15 protein-coding genes and 1 pseudogene are annotated in these 18,426 nt (G+C 68.9%); 13 read left to right on the top strand and 3 right to left on the bottom strand.

Going from position 1 to position 18,426, the window contains the following annotated elements:
- Window positions 1-5: 5 nt before the first annotated feature.
- Both rsmD and coaD read left to right on the top strand, forming a co-directional pair.
- A complete protein-coding gene (gene rsmD, locus A5678_RS08170; RefSeq protein WP_068040686.1) occupies window positions 6-560 on the top strand; it encodes a 16S rRNA (guanine(966)-N(2))-methyltransferase RsmD in 555 nt (184 codons plus the stop codon).
- A 149-nt stretch (window positions 561-709) separates the two neighbouring features.
- A complete protein-coding gene (gene coaD, locus A5678_RS08165; protein WP_068040787.1) occupies window positions 710-1,192 on the top strand; it encodes a pantetheine-phosphate adenylyltransferase in 483 nt (160 codons plus the stop codon).
- Between the two features lie 33 nt (window positions 1,193-1,225).
- Here coaD and A5678_RS08160 read toward each other — a convergent pair whose 3' ends face one another.
- Window positions 1,226-2,392: a permease gene (locus tag A5678_RS08160; RefSeq protein WP_082945445.1), complete on the bottom strand. Its 1,167-nt coding sequence runs from the start codon at window positions 2,390-2,392 to the stop codon at window positions 1,226-1,228.
- Window positions 2,393-2,718: 326 nt separating this feature from the next.
- On the opposite strand from A5678_RS08160, the gene sepIVA reads away from it, so the two are divergent.
- From sepIVA to mutM, 4 genes are read left to right on the top strand one after another with little or no spacing between them, the layout of a single operon-like run.
- On the top strand, window positions 2,719-3,456 hold the full coding sequence (gene sepIVA / locus A5678_RS08155; RefSeq protein WP_068040785.1) for a cell division protein SepIVA: 738 nt from the start codon (window positions 2,719-2,721) through the stop codon (window positions 3,454-3,456).
- 59 nt (window positions 3,457-3,515) lie between these two features.
- Window positions 3,516-4,100: a DUF177 domain-containing protein gene (locus tag A5678_RS08150; protein ID WP_197502072.1), complete on the top strand. Its 585-nt coding sequence runs from the start codon at window positions 3,516-3,518 to the stop codon at window positions 4,098-4,100.
- Window positions 4,097-4,810: a ribonuclease III gene (rnc, locus tag A5678_RS08145; protein WP_068040681.1), complete on the top strand. Its 714-nt coding sequence runs from the start codon at window positions 4,097-4,099 to the stop codon at window positions 4,808-4,810. The genes A5678_RS08150 and rnc overlap by 4 nt, the downstream gene beginning before the upstream one ends.
- Window positions 4,811-4,822: 12 nt before the next feature.
- Window positions 4,823-5,683, top strand: a complete 861-nt coding sequence (mutM, locus tag A5678_RS08140) for a DNA-formamidopyrimidine glycosylase (RefSeq protein ID WP_068040679.1) — start codon at window positions 4,823-4,825, stop codon at window positions 5,681-5,683.
- A gap of 149 nt (window positions 5,684-5,832) precedes the next feature.
- On the opposite strand, the pseudogene A5678_RS08135 reads toward mutM, so the two are convergent.
- Window positions 5,833-6,339, bottom strand: a pseudogene (locus A5678_RS08135) (PIG-L deacetylase family protein); the annotation flags it as partial.
- Between the two features lie 54 nt (window positions 6,340-6,393).
- On the opposite strand from A5678_RS08135, the gene A5678_RS08130 reads away from it, so the two are divergent.
- The 7 genes from A5678_RS08130 to A5678_RS08100 all read left to right on the top strand — a co-directional run bounded on the left by A5678_RS08130 (window position 6,394) and on the right by A5678_RS08100 (window position 16,672).
- Complete coding sequence (locus tag A5678_RS08130; protein ID WP_068040677.1) at window positions 6,394-6,807, top strand: OsmC family protein; 414 nt, start codon at window positions 6,394-6,396, stop codon at window positions 6,805-6,807.
- Entirely contained in the window at window positions 6,794-7,087 is a 294-nt protein-coding gene (locus A5678_RS08125) for an acylphosphatase (protein ID WP_068040675.1), read from the top strand. Before A5678_RS08130 ends, A5678_RS08125 begins: the two co-directional genes overlap by 14 nt.
- 173 nt (window positions 7,088-7,260) lie before the next feature.
- Window positions 7,261-10,869, top strand: coding sequence for a chromosome segregation protein SMC (smc, locus tag A5678_RS08120; RefSeq protein ID WP_068040673.1), 3,609 nt, complete (start codon window positions 7,261-7,263; stop codon window positions 10,867-10,869).
- Window positions 10,870-10,924: 55 nt separating this feature from the next.
- The gene (gene ftsY / locus A5678_RS08115; RefSeq protein ID WP_068040672.1) at window positions 10,925-12,250 is read left to right on the top strand and encodes a signal recognition particle-docking protein FtsY; all 1,326 of its coding nucleotides are present in this window, start codon (window positions 10,925-10,927) and stop codon (window positions 12,248-12,250) included.
- A 184-nt stretch (window positions 12,251-12,434) separates the two neighbouring features.
- On the top strand, window positions 12,435-13,826 hold the full coding sequence (locus A5678_RS08110) for an ammonium transporter (protein ID WP_068040781.1): 1,392 nt from the start codon (window positions 12,435-12,437) through the stop codon (window positions 13,824-13,826).
- The gene (gene glnB / locus A5678_RS08105; protein WP_066952569.1) at window positions 13,823-14,161 is read left to right on the top strand and encodes a nitrogen regulatory protein P-II; all 339 of its coding nucleotides are present in this window, start codon (window positions 13,823-13,825) and stop codon (window positions 14,159-14,161) included. Before A5678_RS08110 ends, glnB begins: the two co-directional genes overlap by 4 nt.
- A 45-nt stretch (window positions 14,162-14,206) precedes the next feature.
- The gene (locus tag A5678_RS08100; protein WP_082945444.1) at window positions 14,207-16,672 is read left to right on the top strand and encodes a [protein-PII] uridylyltransferase; all 2,466 of its coding nucleotides are present in this window, start codon (window positions 14,207-14,209) and stop codon (window positions 16,670-16,672) included.
- Window positions 16,673-16,676: 4 nt separating this feature from the next.
- Here the strand turns inward: A5678_RS08100 and A5678_RS08095 are convergent, their stop codons facing one another.
- Window positions 16,677-18,407, bottom strand: coding sequence for a DEAD/DEAH box helicase (locus A5678_RS08095; protein ID WP_068040668.1), 1,731 nt, complete (start codon window positions 18,405-18,407; stop codon window positions 16,677-16,679).
- Between the last annotated feature and the right edge of the window lie 19 nt (window positions 18,408-18,426).

Below are 18,426 nucleotides of genomic sequence, written 5' to 3'. Positions count from 1 at the left end.
GGCACGTGACCCGGATCATCGGCGGCGTGGCAGGCGGCCGGCGCATCGCCGTCCCGCCGCGAGGGACGAGGCCGACCACCGACCGCGTGCGTGAGTCGCTTTTCAACATCTTGACCGTGCGGCGTGACCTGAACGACGTTGCGGTGCTGGACCTCTATGCCGGTTCGGGCGCACTGGGATTGGAGGCGCTGTCGCGGGGGGCCGCGTCGGCGTTGTTCGTGGAATCGGATCAGCGCAGCGCGTCCGTCATCGCACGCAACATCGACGCCCTCGGTTTGACCGGCGCGGCGGTGCGCCGCGGCGCGGTCGCGACCGTTTTGGCGGCCGGGACCGCGAGCCCGGTCGACCTCGTACTGGCCGACCCGCCTTACGACGTCGAGGCCGCCGAGGTGGAAGCCGTATTGGCCGCCTTGGTCACTCATGGCTGGGCGAAGCCCGGAACCGTGGCGGTGGTGGAGCGCGCGGCTTCCGGCGCGCCGTTGAGCTGGCCGGCCGGCTGGTCCGTGTGGCCGCCGCGCGTGTATGGTGACACCCGTTTGGAGCTGGCCGAACGACTGTGAGTCGGGCGTGTACCGTCTTTCGACATGAGCGCCGCTCTCCCCCGCAAGCGGGTGGGGGTTCCTCCCACTTGTGGGGGCGTACCCCCACCTCATCGCTTTGTCCCCCGCGATCGGGCGGTGCCCCCACTGCATCGTCGTCGGTGCGCGACATGAGTGGCGCGGTATGCCCGGGGTCGTTTGATCCAGTGACGTTGGGTCACATCGACGTCTTCGAACGGGCGGCGGCTCAGTTCGACGAGGTGGTGGTGGCGATCCTGACCAATCCCGCCAAGAAGGGCATGTTCGAGCTCGACGAGCGGATCGCGATGATCAACGAGTCGACGACACATCTGCCCAACCTGCGGGTCGAGGCCGGCCAGGGTCTGGTGGTGGACTTCGTCAGGTCGCAGGGGATGACCGCCATCGTGAAGGGCCTGCGCACCGGCACCGACTTCGAATACGAGCTGCAGATGGCGCAGATGAACAAGCACATCGCCGGCGTCGACACGTTTTTCGTCGCGACGACACCCCGCTATTCGTTCGTCTCGTCGTCCTTGGCAAAAGAGGTTGCGCTGTTGGGCGGGGACGTCTCGGAGCTGCTGCCCGAACCGGTCAACCGCCTCCTGCGCGAGAAGCTCGCCAGCCGCTTCTGAATCCTCACTCGCTCAACAGGTTCACGCCATCAGCTAGTGGCACTCGTGATCGTGTTCGTGCCCAGCGGCGGGTGAGCCGCCCATCATGCGCGCCATCGGAACTCCGCCCGTCGTGACGAACCGGGCCACCAGGATGGCGGCGACGGCGAGGAAGACGATATTGAGCCAGGTCGTGTAGTTCCACGAAATCGTCGCTTCCATGACCGTGGCGTTGCGCTGCTTCGGAATGAGACTCGCTGTGCCGAAGATCAATTCGACCAGATAGCCCGCCGCGACCATGGCCGCATAGAACGTGCCCAGCAGTGTCAGCATCATCCTGGTTCCGTAGTACTTGCGGTAGATGTTCAGGATCGGCAGGATCAGCAGGTCGGCGTAGATGAACGCGACGACACCGCCGAAACTGATGCCCCCGTTCCACAGCACCGCGGCAAGCGGGACATTGCCGATCGAGCAGACGAAGGACACGATCGCCACGATTGGTCCAACGATCGGCCCCCATATCGTCGACCAGCCCGGGTGGTCGGCCAAAAAGAAACTCTGCCAGAACTTTTCGGGCACCCACGCCGCGATGGCCCCCGCGATCAACAGGCCCAGAACGAGGTCGCGCAGGATCGCCAACCACTCCATCGCGAACACATGGGCAACGGAAGTGAAGCCCTCCGGGGAAAAAAGGCGCCGAGAGAACGAGCCCTGCTTCTTGATCGACATGTCCATGGCCGCATGGCCTTCCATCGAACCGGCGAGCCCGCGGTCGGCCTGCTCACGGGCGGCATCGATAAGCCTGGAGCGCACGAACAATCGGAACAAGACCTCGAGCACTACGATTATCAGCGGGCCGCCGACGAATTCCGCCGCGGTGAATTGCCAGCCCATCAGCAGGGCCAGGATGATGCCCAGTTCGACCACCAGGTTGGTCGAGCCGATCTCGAATGCCATGGCGGCGGTGAAGCTGGCGCCCTTGCGGAAGAGGGATCGGGCCAAGGCCACCGCGGCGTACGAGCATGACGACGATGCCGCGCCGAGACCGGCGGCGAGGGCCAAGGTGCGTGGGCGGTCGTCGCCCAGCAGCGCCACGATGGTCGAGCGCCGCACCACAGCTTGCACCACCGCAGACAGAGCAAATCCCAAGATCAGCGCCCACAGGATTTCCCACGTCATCGATCCCGTCACTGCCAAGGCGTGTCCGATCGCTGCTAGCACGAGTTCTCGTCCTTCCCCTCGGTTGACCCCGCGCCAAACTATACCCCTACTGGGTATGTCCCAACCGGTACAAAGTGCGCTGGCCAGCGCCTGGAGTCTTGGCGATCCCTACAATGGCCGGCAACAGGTGCGGCCAACCTTGGCGGCGCGGACGGGCGTTTCGATGGATTTGACTCATGACGGGGAGGTCGCAGCCGGTTTTCTGCGGCATTTTGCGTCGTTGTCGCGGTCAAATGTCCGACACACCGGCCTCGCCACCACTGTCACAAAGGCAACACCAGGCACACTGGTAACAACAGTTTTGCAGACGCCAGGAGGATATGGCCGTGTACAGGGTCTTTGAAGCGCTCGACGAGTTGAGCGCCATCGTTGAAGAAGCACGCGGCGTTCCGATGACGGCCGGCTGCGTGGTGCCACGCGGTGACGTGCTGGAACTGATCGACGACATCAAGGATGCGATCCCCGGCGAGCTCGATGACGCCCAGGATGTGCTCGACGCGCGTGACTCGATGCTGCAGGACGCCAAGTCGCACGCCGAATCCATGGTTTCCTCGGCGACCACCGAGTCGGAGTCGATGCTCAACCACGCCCGTGCAGAGGCCGACCGGCTGTTGTCCGACGCAAAGGCGCAGGCCGACCGCATGGTGAGCGAGGCGCGCCAGCATAGCGAGCGGATGGTCGGCGAGGCCCGCGAGGAGTCGATGCGCATCGCCACGGCGGCCAAACGGGAGTACGAGGCCAGCGTCGGCCGCGCCCAGGCCGAGGCCGACCGGCTGCTCGAGAACGGCAACATCTCCTACGAGAAGGCCGTGCAAGAGGGCATCAAGGAGCAGCAGCGCCTGGTGTCGCAGAACAGCGTGGTGGAGGCGGCCAACGCGGAGGCCACCCGTCTCATCGACTCGGCCCATGCCGAGGCCGACCGGCTGCGCGGTGAATGCGACATCTACGTCGACAACAAGCTCGCCGAGTTCGAGGAGTTCCTCAACGGCACGCTTCGGTCCGTCGGGCGCGGTCGTCACCAACTCCGGACGGCGGCCGGTACGCACGACTACGCGGTGCGTTAGCGCGTCGACCGGGCGGCCGCGCCCTGGAATTGTGCGGTTCGCGCCGTAGGATTTCTGATATGACGCGGCAGCACAGCACCACCTCGCAGCGCCATCTGAGCTCCCCGATGAGGATTGACATCGCCCGGCTCGGGCGGCGTCCCGGGGCGATGGTGACCCTGCGGAAGACCGTGCCCACCCCGTCGCGCATCGGGCTGGACATGATCGCGATCGAGGCGGGCGCTCCATTGGAACTCGACCTACAGGTTCAGTCGGTCTCCGAGGGCGTCTTGGTGACGGGGACGGTGGACGCGCCCACCGCCGGCGAATGCTCCCGCTGCCTCACCCCGGTCAAAGGTCACGTGCAGGTCCGGCTGACCGAACTGTTCGCCTACCCCGACAGCACGACCGAGGCGACCACCGAGGAAGACGAGGTCGGCCACATCGTCGACGACATCATCGATCTCGAGCAGGCGATCGTCGACGCCGTCGGACTGGAGCTGCCGTTCTCGCCCCTGTGCACGCCCGACTGCCCGGGGCTGTGCCCCGAATGCGGCGTTGCCCTCGCGGCCGAGCCGGACCATCACCACGACCGCATCGACCCGCGGTGGGCCAAGCTGGCGGGCATGTTTCCCGAGCCCGACGCGGCGCGGGGTGAGCAATGACGTCACGGCAAGACCTGCTCGATGCCCTCGGGGTCGAGTTGCCCGACGAGCTGCTTTCGCTGGCGTTGACGCATCGCAGCTACGCCTACGAGCACGGCGGTCTGCCGACCAATGAACGTCTGGAATTCCTCGGCGACGCCGTGCTCGGCCTGACCATCACCGACGAGCTCTACCACCGGCATCCCGACCGTTCGGAAGGGGACCTGGCCAAGCTGCGGGCCAGCGTCGTCAACACTCAGGCGCTGGCCGATGTCGCGCGCAAGCTGTCCGCGGACGGCCTGGGCGTTCACCTCTACCTCGGACGCGGGGAGGCCAACACCGGCGGCGCCGACAAATCGAGCATCCTGGCCGACGGCATGGAATCGCTGCTGGGCGCCATCTACCTGCGGCACGGAATCGACACGGCCCGCGAAGTGATCCTGCGGTTGTTCGGCGCGCTGCTGGACGCCGCGCCGACGCTGGGCGCCGGGCTGGACTGGAAGACCAGCCTGCAGGAGCTGACCGCGGCGCGGGGTATGGGCGCGCCGTCCTACGTCGTCACCTCCACCGGCCCGGACCACGACAAGGAATTCACCGCCGTCGTCGTCGTGATGGACACCGAATACGGCTCGGGTGTGGGGCGCTCCAAGAAGGAAGCCGAGCAGAAGGCCGCGGCGGCCACGTGGAAAGCGCTGGAAGTGCTGGACACCGCGGGGAAAACGTCCGCCTAGGTGCCCGATTAGATGCCCGAGCTGCCGGAAGTCGAGGTGGTGCGCCGCGGCTTGCAGGCCCGCGTTGTGGGTAAAACGATCACGGCCGTCCGGGTGCATCACCCGCGCGCGGTGCGCCGTCACGAGGCCGGGCCCGCCGACCTCACCGCCCGGCTGCTCGAGGCCCGGATCACCGGCACCGATCGGCGCGGCAAGTACCTCTGGCTGCTGCTCGACGCTCCGGACCAGCCGGACACCGCGCTCGTCGTGCACCTTGGCATGAGCGGGCAGATGCTGCTGGGAGAAGTGCCGCGCGCCGACCACGTCCGCATCTCCGCGCTGCTTGATGACGGGACGGTGCTGAGCTTCGCCGACCAACGCACCTTCGGCGGGTGGATGCTCGCCGATCTGGTGAACGTCGACGGCAGCGTCGTGCCGGTCCCCGTCGCGCACCTCGCCCGCGACCCGCTGGATCCGCTCTTCGACCGCGATTCCGTCGTTAACATATTGCGGCGCAAGCATTCCGAGATCAAGCGGCAGCTCCTCGATCAAACGGTGGTGTCAGGCATCGGCAACATCTATGCAGACGAGGCGCTGTGGCGGGCCAAGGTCAACGGCGCCCGGATCGCCGCTGGGTTGAGCCGCCGCCAGTTGGGCGCCATCCTGGACGCCGCGGCCGACGTGATGCGCGACGCGCTGGCGCAAGGCGGGACGTCGTTCGACTCGCTGTATATCAACGTCAACGGCGAATCGGGCTACTTCGACCGGTCGTTGGACGCCTACGGCCGCGAAGGGCAGAATTGCCGCCGCTGTGGCGCGGTGATGCGCCGGGAGAAGTTCATGAACCGGTCGTCGTTCTACTGCCCGAGATGCCAACCGCGGCCGCGGGTTTGAGTGTGCGTCCAGGGCGTTGAGCGTGCGCCCACGGTCGCGACACACCGAGTGGCGTCGCCCAGGACGCCCACTCGATCGGGCCGACGGCGGATCGATCGAAGATGTCCCGGCGAGCGGCCCCGGCGGGCAAGGCCGAACGCTTAGGGTGCCGGCAGCCGCAGCAGACGGGCGAGATGACCAACGCGCACAAGTAATTCGCGAGGCATGGTCGCCTCCAGCACCCGCGGCGTCGACGCCAGTTCGGCAGCCCGCGTGCCGACGTGATGCACCTGGACGTGATCGCGATGGCCGTAGCCGCCGTTGGGCTGATAGCTGAGCAGGAGGTCCGCGTTCTCCCTCAGTATTGCCGCGAGCCGCTGCGCCGCCTCCTCGACATTCGCTCGCCCGAAGCGGATCCGACCCGGCGGATCCGGGTAGAACACAGGGCCATAACCGCTATCGGCATAGCCGAGGCACTCAACCCGGGGGGCTCCTAAAATGCCTGCGCTCACACGCAATTCGTCCAGCCGGAAATCGGCTTCTTCGTTGTGCACACGCCCGTCGGTCGCGGTGACGACGACCACGCGATGCCCGCCCGCCGCGGCCCGCGCGAGCGTGCCTCCGGTGAGGATTACCTCGTCGTCCGGATGTGCGTGGAACGCGACCACGATGGCCATCAAACGCAGTATGCCCGCGGCGTACCGCAAGCACCGCCCGGTAAAAAGTAAGGCATGACCGAACTCTGGGTGGAGCGCACGGGGTCGCGCCGTTACACGGGATACAGCTCGCGTGGCGCGCAGGTCCTGGTCGGCTCGGAGGACGTCGAGGGTGTGTTCACCCCCGGTGAGCTGCTGAAGATCGCGCTCGCCGCGTGCAGCGGGATGTCCAGCGATCAGCCGCTCGCCCGCCGGCTCGGTGATGACTACAAGGCGGTGGTCAGGGTGTCGGGGGACGCCGACCGCGAACACGAGGTCTATCCGCTGCTCGAGGAGACGCTCGAACTCGACCTGTCCGGACTGTCCGCGGAGGAGAAGGAGCGGCTGCGGGTGGTGGTCGACCGGGCGATCGAACTGGTCTGCACCGTCGGGCGCACGCTGAAGGCCGGCACGCGGGTCAATCTCGAGGTTGCCGATGTCGGAGCCTGACGTCCGGCTCACCGCCTGGGTGCACGGCGAAGTCCAGGGCGTCGGATTTCGCTGGTGGACGCGCTCCCGGGCGCTCGAGCTGGGCCTGACGGGTTACGCTGCCAACCAGACCGACGGCCGCGTCCTGGTGGTCGCTCAGGGGCCGCGCGAAGCGGGCGAGAAGCTCCTGGCGCTGCTGGAAGGCGACGAGTCGTGGCCGCCGAGGCCGGGCCGCGTCCACAGGGTGGTCGCCGACTGGTCGCAGCCGCAGGAACGGTACGAAGGCTTCGTCGAACGCTGACGCCTGATAGCGCCGGCCCTATCACGTTTCAGCGGGCGACATCCCTTCCGATCCCGTGACTGATGTGGTCATTGTGGCCAGTGCGGCGACTGTGCTCAGCGGCGGTATTTCGGCCCGGGCGACACCCCTCGGTGCGGGCGGCACGGGCGATTTGAGCGGTAGTCTGGCTCGCCGTGTACCTCAAGAGTCTGACGCTGAAGGGCTTCAAGTCCTTCGCATCGCCGACGACTCTACGTTTCGAGCCGGGCATTACCGCGGTCGTCGGGCCCAACGGTTCCGGCAAATCCAACGTCGTCGACGCCCTGGCCTGGGTGATGGGGGAGCAGGGAGCAAAGACTCTGCGCGGCGGCAAGATGGAAGACGTCATCTTCGCGGGCACCTCGTCGCGGGCCCCGCTGGGCCGCGCCGAAGTCACCGTCACCATCGACAACTCCGACAACGCGCTGCCCATCGAATACTCGGAGGTGTCGATAACCCGCCGGATGTTCCGTGACGGCGCCAGCGAATATGAAATCAACGGCGCCAGTTGCCGTTTGATGGATGTGCAAGAGCTGCTGAGCGACTCCGGGATCGGCCGGGAGATGCACGTCATCGTGGGGCAGGGCAAGCTCGACGAGATCTTGCAGTCGCGACCCGAAGACCGTCGCGCCTTCATCGAGGAGGCCGCCGGCGTCCTCAAGCACCGCAAGCGCAAGGAGAAGGCGCTTCGCAAACTCGACGCGATGTCGGCGAACCTGGCCCGGCTCACCGACCTGACCACCGAGCTGCGCCGCCAGCTCAAACCGTTGGGCCGCCAGGCCGAGGTGGCCCGCCGCGCCCAAACCATCCAGGCCGACCTGCGCGACGCCCGGTTGCGCCTGGCGGCCGACGACCTGGTCAGCCGGCAGGTGCAGCGCGACGCCATCTTCGAGGCCGAGGCCGCAGTCCGCCGCGAGCACGACGAGGCCGCCGCCCGCCTGGCCGTGGCGTCCGAGGAGCTCACGGCGCACGAGGCGGCGGTGGCCGAACTCTCGGTTCGGGCCGAATCGGTGCAGCACACCTGGTTCGGGCTGTCTGCGCTGGCCGAACGGGTGGCCGCGACGGTCCGCATCGCCAGCGAACGCGCTCAGCACCTCGACTTGGAACCGGCGCCGCCCAGCGACACCGATCCCGACGCCCTGGAAGCCGAGGCCGAGCGGGTGGCCGCCGCCGAGCAGCAATTGCTGGCCGAATTGGCCGAGACGCGCACGCGGCTCGATGCCGCCCGCGCCGAGCTGGGTGAGCGTGAGCGCGAGGCCGCCGAGGCCGATCGGGCCCACCTGGCGGCGGTGCGGGCCGAGGCGGACCGGCGCGAGGGGCTGGCGCGGCTGGCCGGTCAGGTCGAGACCATGCGGGCGCGCGTCGAGTCGATCGACGACAGCGTCGCGCGGCTGTCCGAACGCATCGAAGAGGCCGCCGCCCGCGCGCAGCAGTCCAAGGCGGAATTCGAAACCGTGCAGGGGCGCGTCGGCGAGCTCGACCAGGGCGAGGTGGGCCTGGACGAGCACCACGAGCGGACCGTGGCCGCGTTACGGCTGGCCGACGCACGCGTCGCCGAACTGCAATCCGCCGAACGCGACGCCGAACGCCGGGTGGCCTCGTTGCGCGCCCGCATCGACGCGTTGTCGGTCGGCCTGGAGCGTAAGGACGGCGCGGCCTGGCTTACCGAAAACCATTCTGGTACAGGTCTTTTCGGGCCAATCGCCAAGCTGGTAAAGGTCCGCTCCGGCTACGAGGCGGCGCTGGCCGCTGTGCTGGGATCGGCGGCCGATGCGCTGGCCGCCGAAAGCCTCGGCGCGGCCCGGTCCGCCGTCGCCGCGCTCAAGCAGGCCGACGGCGGGCGCGCGGCGCTGGTGCTCGGCGACTGGCCCGCCGACCACCCCGTGGCGCGCGACGCCCTGCCGGGCACCGCCCTGTGGGCGCTGGACCTGATCGACGCGCCCGCGCGGCTGCGCGGCGCCATCACGGCGATGCTCTCGGGTGTCGCGGTGGTCGACGACCTGGATCAGGCGCTCGAGCTGGTGGCGGCGCGCCCGCAGTTGCGCGCGGTCACGCTCGACGGCGACCTGGTGGGCGCCGGTTGGGTGAGTGGGGGTTCCGACCGCAAGTTGTCCACGCTCGAGGTCACCTCGGAAATCGACAAGGCCGGCAGCGAGCTGGCCGCCGCGGAGTCACAGGTCGCTCAGCTGACCGCGGCCCTGTCCGGCGCGCTGACGGATCAGGCCGCCCGCCAGGACTCCGCCGAGCAGGCATTGGCCGCGCTCAACGAATCCGACACCGCGATCTCGGCGATGTACGAGCAACTGGGCCGGCTCGGGCAGGAGGCCCGCACGACCGAAGACGAGTGGACCAGGTTGCTGCGGCAGCGCGAGGAGCTCGAATCCGGCCGCGCGCAGACGCTCGATGAAGTCACCGAACTGGAAAGCCGGCTGCGCAACGCGCAGGAGACGCAGCACGTGCATGCCGAGGAGCCCAACCATGCGGAGGTCCGACAGCGGATCGCCGCCGGAGCCGAGGCCGCCCGCGGCGCCGAGGTCGAGGCCCGGCTGGCGGTGCGGACCGCCGAGGAGCGGGCCAATGCCGTGCGCGGGCGCGCGGATTCCCTGCGCCGTGCCGCGGCCGCCGAACGCGAGGCACGGCTGCGGGCCCAACAGGCGCGCGAGGCGCGGCTGCGCGCGGCCGCCGTCGCCGCCGCCGTGGCCGACGCCGGACGGCTGCTGGCGCAGCGGCTGGACGGAGTGGTCGCGGCGACGTCGAAAATCCGCGACGCGTTGGCGGCCGAACGCCAGGAGCGCGCGACGGCGATGGCGGCGGTGCGCGAGGAGGTGAACGCGTTGAGCGCCCGGGTGGCCACCCTGACCGACTCACTGCACCGCGACGAGGTGGCCAACGCGCAGGCGGCGATGCGTATCGAGCAGCTCGAGCAGATGGTGCTGGAGCAGTTCGGAATGGCGCCGACCGACCTGATCGCCGAGTACGGGCCGGACGTGGCGCTGCCGCCCACCGAGCTCGAGATGGCCGAATTCGAGCAGGCGCGGGAACGCGGTGAGCAAGTCGTCGCGCCCGCCCCGATGCCGTACGACCGGGCCACCCAGGAACGGCGCGCCAAACGCGCCGAGCGCGAACTCGCGGAGCTGGGCCGGGTCAACCCGCTGGCCCTGGAGGAGTTCGCCGCGCTGGAGGAGCGCTACAACTTCCTGTCCACGCAGCTCGAGGACGTCAAGGCGGCCCGCAAGGACCTGCTCGACGTCGTCGCCGACGTCGACGCCCGCATCCTGCAGGTGTTCAGCGACGCCTTCGTCGACGTCGAACGAGAATTCCGCGAAGTCTTCACCGTGCTGTTTCCCGGCGGCGAGGGCCGGCTGCGGCTCACCGATCCGGACGACATGCTCACGACCGGCATCGAGGTGGAGGCGCGCCCGCCCGGCAAGAAGATCACCCGGCTCTCGCTGCTGTCCGGTGGTGAGAAGGCGCTGACAGCGGTGGCGATGCTGGTGGCCATCTTCCGTGCCCGGCCGTCGCCGTTCTACATCATGGACGAGGTGGAGGCGGCGCTCGATGACACCAACCTGCGCCGGCTGATCAGCCTGTTCGAGCTGCTGCGGGCCCGGTCTCAGCTGATCATCATCACGCACCAGAAGCCGACGATGGAGGTCGCCGACGCGCTATACGGCGTGACCATGCAGGGCGACGGCATCACCGCGGTGATCTCACAGCGGATGCGCGGGCAACAAGTGGAGCAGCTGGTCTCGCAGTCTTCGTAGGCGGCGTAGACCCCGCGCCGACCGCGCGGCCTCGCGCCCCTGAAACAATGTCAGCGTGTCGCAAGGTCTTTGGATCGCCATCGCGGTCGTCGCTGTCCTGGTTGTCATCGCGGCGCTGGTCCTGGGGCTGGTGCGGTACCGCCGCCGGCGGATCAGCTTCACGGCCAAGCCCGAGCCCGGCGCGATCGACCGGTCGGGTGGCTACACCGCGGCGTCGGGCATCACCTTCAGCCAGACCGCTAGAGCCGATCTGGGGGCCGATCGGCTCGACACCACGGGGCTGCCCGCGGTGGGCGACGACGCCACCATTCCTCGCGATGCGCCGCGGCGCACCATCTCGGAGGTCGAACTCCCAGAACCGGAGGCCCCGCCGACTGCCGCCCCGCCGCCGGTAGCGCCCCCACCGCCGCCGGTACCCGAGCCAGCGCCAGCCCCCGAGGCGCCCGAGATCGAGGCCATCGCGCCGCCCGAGGGCCGGCTGGAGCGCCTTCGCGGCCGGCTGGCCAGGTCGCAGAACGCGCTGGGACGCAGCGTGCTGGGCCTGATCGGCGGCGGCGACCTGGACGAAGACGCCTGGCAGGACGTCGAGGACACCCTGCTGGTCGCCGACCTCGGCCCGGTGGTCACCGAGTCGGTGATGTCGCAGCTGCGCGCCCGCCTGGCCGGCAGCGACGTGCGCACCGAGGCCGACGCGAAGGCCGTGCTGCGCGACGTGCTGATCCGGGAGCTGCACCCCGACATGGACCGCTCGATCCGCGCGCTGCCGCACGCCGACCACCCGTCGGTGCTGCTGGTCGTCGGCGTGAACGGCACCGGAAAGACCACCACCGTCGGCAAATTGGCCCGGGTGTTGGTAGCCGACGGGCGCCGCGTCGTGCTCGGCGCCGCCGACACCTTCCGGGCCGCGGCCGCCGATCAGCTGCAAACCTGGGCATCACGGGTGGGCGCGGAGGTGGTGCGCGGGCCCGAAGGTGCCGACCCGGCGTCGGTGGCGTTCGACGCCGTCGACAAGGGCATCGCCTCGGGCGCCGACGTGGTGCTCATCGACACCGCCGGCCGGCTGCACACCAAGGTCGGGCTGATGGACGAGCTCGACAAGGTCAAACGCGTGGTAACACGGCGCGCCGCGGTCGACGAGGTGCTGCTGGTGCTCGATGCCACCATCGGGCAGAACGGACTGGCCCAGGCGCGCGTGTTCGCCGAGGTCGTCGAGATCACCGGCGCGGTGCTGACCAAGCTGGACGGTACGGCCAAGGGCGGCATCGTATTTCGCGTCCAACAGGAACTCGGGGTGCCGGTGAAGCTGGTCGGGCTCGGGGAAGGTCCCGACGATCTGGCGCCGTTCGAGCCGGGCGCCTTCGTCGACGCCCTCCTCGGCTGAAACCGCTTACACGGCGCGCGGGACGTTAATACCGCCGAAACACGCCGGCCCCACCGCGGAAACAACCATTGCGCATGGTTCTCGCAGGCCACAGGCGTCGCCTGAGGGCCATTCATGTCCGACCGGAGGTGAGCGAGTGGCATTCCCGCAATTGGGCCAACCCGATACCGGCGATACCGCCTGGATGTTGGCGAGTTCCGCGCTAGTGCTGTTGATGACGCCGGGTCTTGCGTTCTTCTACGGCGGCATGGTGCGCACCAGAAGCGTGCTCAACATGATCATGATGAGCATCAGCGCCATGGGCGTGGTGACGGTCCTCTGGGTGCTCTACGGCTACTCGATGTCGTTCGGTGACGACCGGGGCGGCGTGGTAGGTAACCCGACCGATTACTGGGGCCTGGCAAAGCTTATCGGCGGCAACGCCGTCAAGGCGGACCCGAGCAAGGGCATCACGCAGGTCGACATCCCGCTGGCCGGCACCATGCCCGCCACGGTGTTCGTGGCCTTCCAGCTGATGTTCGCGATCATCACCGTCGCGCTGATCTCGGGCGCGGTGGCCGATCGGCTCAAGTTCACCGCCTGGCTGGTGTTCGCCGGGTTGTGGGCGACGTTGGTCTACTTCCCGGTCGCGCACTGGGTCTTCGCCGCCGACGGCTTCGCGTCCGAGCACGGCGGCTGGATCAACAACAAGCTGCACGCCATCGACTTCGCCGGAGGGACAGCGGTCCATATCAACTCCGGTGTGGCCGGCCTGGCGTTGGCGATAGTCCTGGGCAAGCGCCGCGGGTGGCCCGCCACGCTGTTCCGGCCGCACAACCTGCCTTTCGTGATGCTCGGCGCCGGCTTGCTGTGGTTCGGCTGGTTCGGGTTCAACGCCGGTTCGGCGACCAGCTCGAACGGCTCCGCCGGTAGCACATTCATGACCACCACCATCGCGACGGCCACGGCCATGCTGGGCTGGCTGCTCACCGAGCGCATCCGCGACGGCAAGCCCACGACGCTGGGAGCGGCGTCGGGCATCGTCGCCGGACTGGTCGCGATCACGCCGTCCTGCTCGTCGGTCAACGTGCTGGGCGCGTTGGTGGTCGGCGCGGTGGCCGGTGTGGTGTGCGCGCTGGCGGTCGGGCTGAAGTTCAGGTTCGGCTACGACGACTCGCTCGACGTCGTCGGGGTGCACATGATCGGCGGTCTGACGGGCACCCTGCTGGTGGGTCTGCTCGCCGCGCCCGAATCCCCGGCGATCAACGGCGTGGTCGGGGTATCGAAGGGGTTGTTCTACGGCGGCGGCTGGGCCCAGCTGGAACGGCAGGCGGTCGGCGCCTTCGCCGTCCTCTTCTACTCGGGCATCGTCACGCTAATCTTGGCTTTGATCCTGAAGTACACCATCGGGTTGCGTGTCGGGGCCGAGGAAGAATCAACCGGGATCGACGAGTCCGAGCACGCGGAAAGCGGTTACGATTTCGGAACGATCGGTGGGCAAGGATCCGTTCTTCCGACGGCGCGGATTCCGGTCGAGGACCGCAACGGCCTGGAGGAGGATCGAGTGGGCGACAAAGTGGAGGCAGAGCAGGCATGAAGCTAGTCACCGCAATCGTGAAGCCGTTCACCCTCGATGACGTGAAGACCAGCCTGGAGGACGCGGGCGTCCTGGGCATGACGGTCAGCGAAATTCAAGGGTACGGGCGGCAGAAGGGCCACACCGAGGTTTACCGGGGTGCTGAGTACTCGGTGGATTTCGTGCCGAAGGTGCGAATCGAGGTCGTGGTCGACGATTCCATCGTGGACAAGGTCGTGGACAGCATCGTCCGGGCGGCGCGCACCGGCAAGATCGGTGACGGCAAGGTCTGGGTCACCCCCGTGGAAACCATTGTGCGGGTGCGCACGGGTGAACGCGGAACCGATGCCCTCTGACCGTAGCCGCACATTGCTGAACCAGGCCGGACGGGCCGGGAGGGTATGACAAGCCCACCCGACCCGTCCGGGTCATTTGGAGCGGGAGCAGGAAGCGCCGGCGGTACAAGCGATTTGGCCGCCGCTCGGCGCCAACTGCTGTCGGAAGGCGGTCACCTCGGCGCGGCGGAGCTCCGGAAAGCCTGGCTGGAGCTTCACGAATCCTGGTTGGTCGCCAAGGCCGGCGAGATCGGCATCACCGACGGCAGCGGTTTCGCGATCGCCGGAGTCGGCGGCCTGGGCCGCCGAGAGCTGCTGCCGTATTCCGATCTCGACCTGATGCTGTTGCACGACAACAGGTCTGACGCGGAGCTGCAGCGCGTCGCCGACGGCTTGTGGTATCCGCTGTGGGACGCCAACGTTCGGCTTGACCATAGCGTGCGAACCGTGTCCGGGGCGCTGGACGTCGCCAATAGCGACCTGGTGGCCGCGCTGGGCATGCTGGACGCCCGCCACATCGCGGGGGACGAGCGGCTGTCGGCGGAGCTGATCGACGGGGCGCGACGCCAGTGGCGCAGCGCAATCCGATCCCGCATGGACGAGCTCGTCGCCATGACATACGAACGCTGGCAACGGTGTTGGCGCATCGCGCAGCGAGCCGAACCGGACCTGAAGTCGGGGCGGGGCGGGCTGCGCGACGTCCAACTGCTTGACGCGCTGGGCATCGCGCAGCTCATCGACCGCCACGGCATGGGGCATCCCGACGCGCCCGGCGGCTCGCTGGACGCCGCCTATCTCACGCTGCTCGATGTCCGCACCGAACTACACCGGGTATCCAAGCGCGGACTCGATCAACTGCTGGCGCAGTTCGCCGACGAAGTCAGCGCCGCGTTGGGCGTCGGGGACCGGTTTGCGTTGTCCCGCATGCTCTCCAGCGTCAGCCGCACCATCGCGTACCACGCCGAAACCGGCCTGCGGACCGCGCAGAACGCGCTGCCCCGACGCGGGCTCACCGCGCTGGTGCGGCGGCCGAAGCGGCGACCCTTGGACGAGGGCGTGGTGGAGTACGACGGCGAGGTGGTGCTCGCCCGCGACGCCCAGCCCCAAACCGATGCCGGTTTGGTCCTGCGAGTCGCCGCCGCGTCGGCGGACACCGGCCTGCCGATCGGCGCCGGCACGCTCAAACGACTCGCCGACAGCGTTCCCGACCTCCCGTCGCCATGGCCGCGGGAGGCGCTGGACGATCTGCTGGTCGTGCTCCTGGCCGGGCCCACCGCGGTGAACACGATCGAGTCGCTGGACCGCACCGGGCTGTGGGGCCGCCTCTTCCCGGAATGGGACGCGGTGCGCGACCTTCCGCCGCGCGACGTCTCGCACAAGTGGACCGTCGACCGTCACATCGTCGAAACAGCGGTCAACGCTGCTCCTCTCACCACCCGCGTGGCGCGATCTGACCTGCTCGCGCTCGGCGCGCTGCTGCACGACATCGGCAAGGGGCGCGGCACGGACCACTGTGTGCTCGGCGCGGAATTGACGATCCCGATCGGCAACAGGCTGGGGTTGTCGGCCCAGGACACCGACACGCTCGCGGGCATGGTCCGCCACCACCTCCTGCTGCCGATCACGGCCACCCGAAGCGACCTCAACGATCCCAAGACCATCGAGTCGGTGGCGGCGGCCCTGCACGGCGATCCGCAACTGCTCGAACTCCTGCACGCGCTGGCGGAGGCGGATTCGAAGGCCACCGGACCCGGGGTGTGGAGCGACTGGAAGGCATCGTTGATCGAGGACCTGGTTCGTCGTTGCCGGCTGGTGATGGCGGGGGAGTCACTCCCAGAGGCGGAACCGATTGCCCCGCATTATCTTTCGCTGGCCGCCAGCCGCGGCGTGCACGTGGAGCTCCACCCCGGTGACCGAGAGCGCTTGACCGCGGTGATGCTTGCGCCCAACCAGCGCGGGCTGGTGTCGAAAGCCGCGGCGGTGCTGGCGGTGAACTCGCTGCGAATCCATTCGGCGCTGGCCAACATTCACGAGGGCGTCGCGATCGTCGAGTTCGTGGTGTCGCCGGTGTTCGGCTCGCCGCCCGAATCAGGCTTACTGCGCCAGCAATTCAACGGCGCCCTGGCCGGGGACCTCGATGTCCTCGGCACGCTGGAGCGGCGCGACAGCGACGCCGTCAGCGCCGCGACCGCGCGGGCCGGCGAGATTCAGGCCGGGGTGCCCGTCACCCGGTCGACCGCCCCGCCCCGCATCCTGTGGCTCGACACGGCGACCACCGGCCAGTTGCTCTTCGAAGTGCGCGCCATGGACCGGTTGGGTCTGCTCGCGCTGCTGACCGGTGCGCTCGAACGTGCGGGTGCGGACATCGTCTGGGCCAAGGTCAACACGTTCGGCTCGACGGCGGCCGACGTCTTCTGCGTGACGGTGCCGGCCCGCGACGAACACGAAGCGCGGGCCGCCATGGAACAGAACCTGCTCGCGGTGTTGGGTGGCCCCACAGTCGAAGTGCTCCAGGAGCCGGTCGGCGACTAGCGCGTCAGGAATGCTCGGCGTTGAGTCGCCGCAGGGCCACGATGCGGTCCTGGATCTGCTCGCGGGTCGCGGCGGCGATCGGCGGCCCCCCGCAACGACGGCGCAGTTCGCTGTGAATCCAGCCGTGCGGCTTGCCCGTGCGGTGATGGGTGGCCGACACCAGGCTGTTGAGTTCGCGGCGCAGCTCGCGCAACTGACCGTGCATCGATGGTGGCGCCGGCGCCGCGGACGGCATCCCCTGTGCGGCGCGGCGCTGGAGCTGTTCGTCCTGGCGGCGGTGCAGCAGCGCCCGCATCTGGTCCGCGTCGAGCAGCCCCGGGATGCCGAGATAGTCGGCCTCCTCGTCGCTTCCGGCCGGGGCGGCGGTGCCGAACGACGAGCCGTCGAAGATGACCTGGTCCAGCTCCGCGTCGGCGCCCAATGAGGTGAAACCGTTGTCGGTCTCGGTCGTCTCGGTCTGCGTCCTGATGGCCGGGTCACCGTCGAGGGGATCGTCGTCGGGGCGGTGCGGCTCCCCGAGCACGTGGTTGCGCTGGGCCTCCAGCTCGCTGGCGAGCTGCAGCAGGTTGGGCACCGACGGCAGGAAGATGCTCGCGGTCTCGCCCGGCCGCCGCGATCGTACGAAGCGGCCGATGGCCTGTGCGAAGAACAGGGGGGTCGAGGCGCTGGTGGCGTAGATGCCGACCGAGAGCCGCGGCACGTCGACACCTTCGGAGACCATGCGCACCGCCACCAGCCACCGGCTGGTCCCGGCGGCGAATTCGCTGATGCGCGCGGACGATCCGGGATCGTCGGACAACACCACCGTCGGTGCCTCAGAGGTCAGCGTCGTCAACAGGGCGGCGTAGGCGCGCGCTGCGGTGCGGTTGGAGGCGATGATCATGCCGCCTGCGTCGGGCACGTGCGCGCGCTTCTGGCTCAGCCGCTGGTCGGCGGCCGCGATCACCGCGGGCATCCATTCGCCGGCCGGGTCGAGCGCCGTCCGCCACGCGCGTGCCGTGTGCTCGGCGGTCAGCGGCTCGCCCAGCCGCGCGGCGTGCTCCTCGCCGGCGCTGTCCCGCCAGCGCGCCTCCCCGGAATAGGCCAGGAAGACCACCGGCCGGACCACCCCGTCGGCGAGGGCCTCGGCGTAGCCGTAGGTGTGGTCGGCCTGCGAACGGCGCACCCCGTCCGCGCCTGGTTCGTAGGTCACGAACGGGATGGGGCTGTCGTCGCTGCGGAAGGGCGTGCCCGTCAAGGCGAGCCGGCGCGTCGCGTCGCCGAACGCCTCGCGGATGGCGTCGCCCCAGGTCTTGGCGTCACCGCCGTGATGGATCTCGTCGAAGACCACCAACGTCTTGCGCTGCTCGGTGCGCACCCGGTGCAGCGTCGGATGCGCCGCGACCTGAGCGTAGGTGACCGTCACGCCGTGGTACTCGCCCGACATCAGGGCACTGGAGTTGGAGAACTTCGGGTCCAGGGCGATGCCGTGCCGCGCGGCGGCCTGCGCCCACTGCACCTTGAGGTGCTCGGTGGGCACCACGACCGTGATCTGCTCGACGGCGCGCTGGCTGAGCAGTTCGGCCGCCACGCGCAAGGCGAACGTCGTCTTCCCGGATCCCGGGGTCGCCACGGCCAGGAAATCGCGCGGTTGGCCGGCCAGGTATTTCACCAACGCCCGGCGCTGCCAACCCCGCAGCGCCCGGCCGCCGTCGTCGGCGGAGGACTCCGTGCGAGCGAGCGGTTGCACGGACATTTCCCCCCGTAGTGTGCAG

Origin of the sequence: Mycobacterium sp. E2733 (genome assembly GCF_001667585.1) — a bacterium.
Taxonomy (GTDB): domain Bacteria; phylum Actinomycetota; class Actinomycetes; order Mycobacteriales; family Mycobacteriaceae; genus Mycobacterium.
The sequence above is the reverse complement of the archived record's forward strand: the minus strand, read 5'-3'. Positions and strand labels throughout refer to the sequence as shown.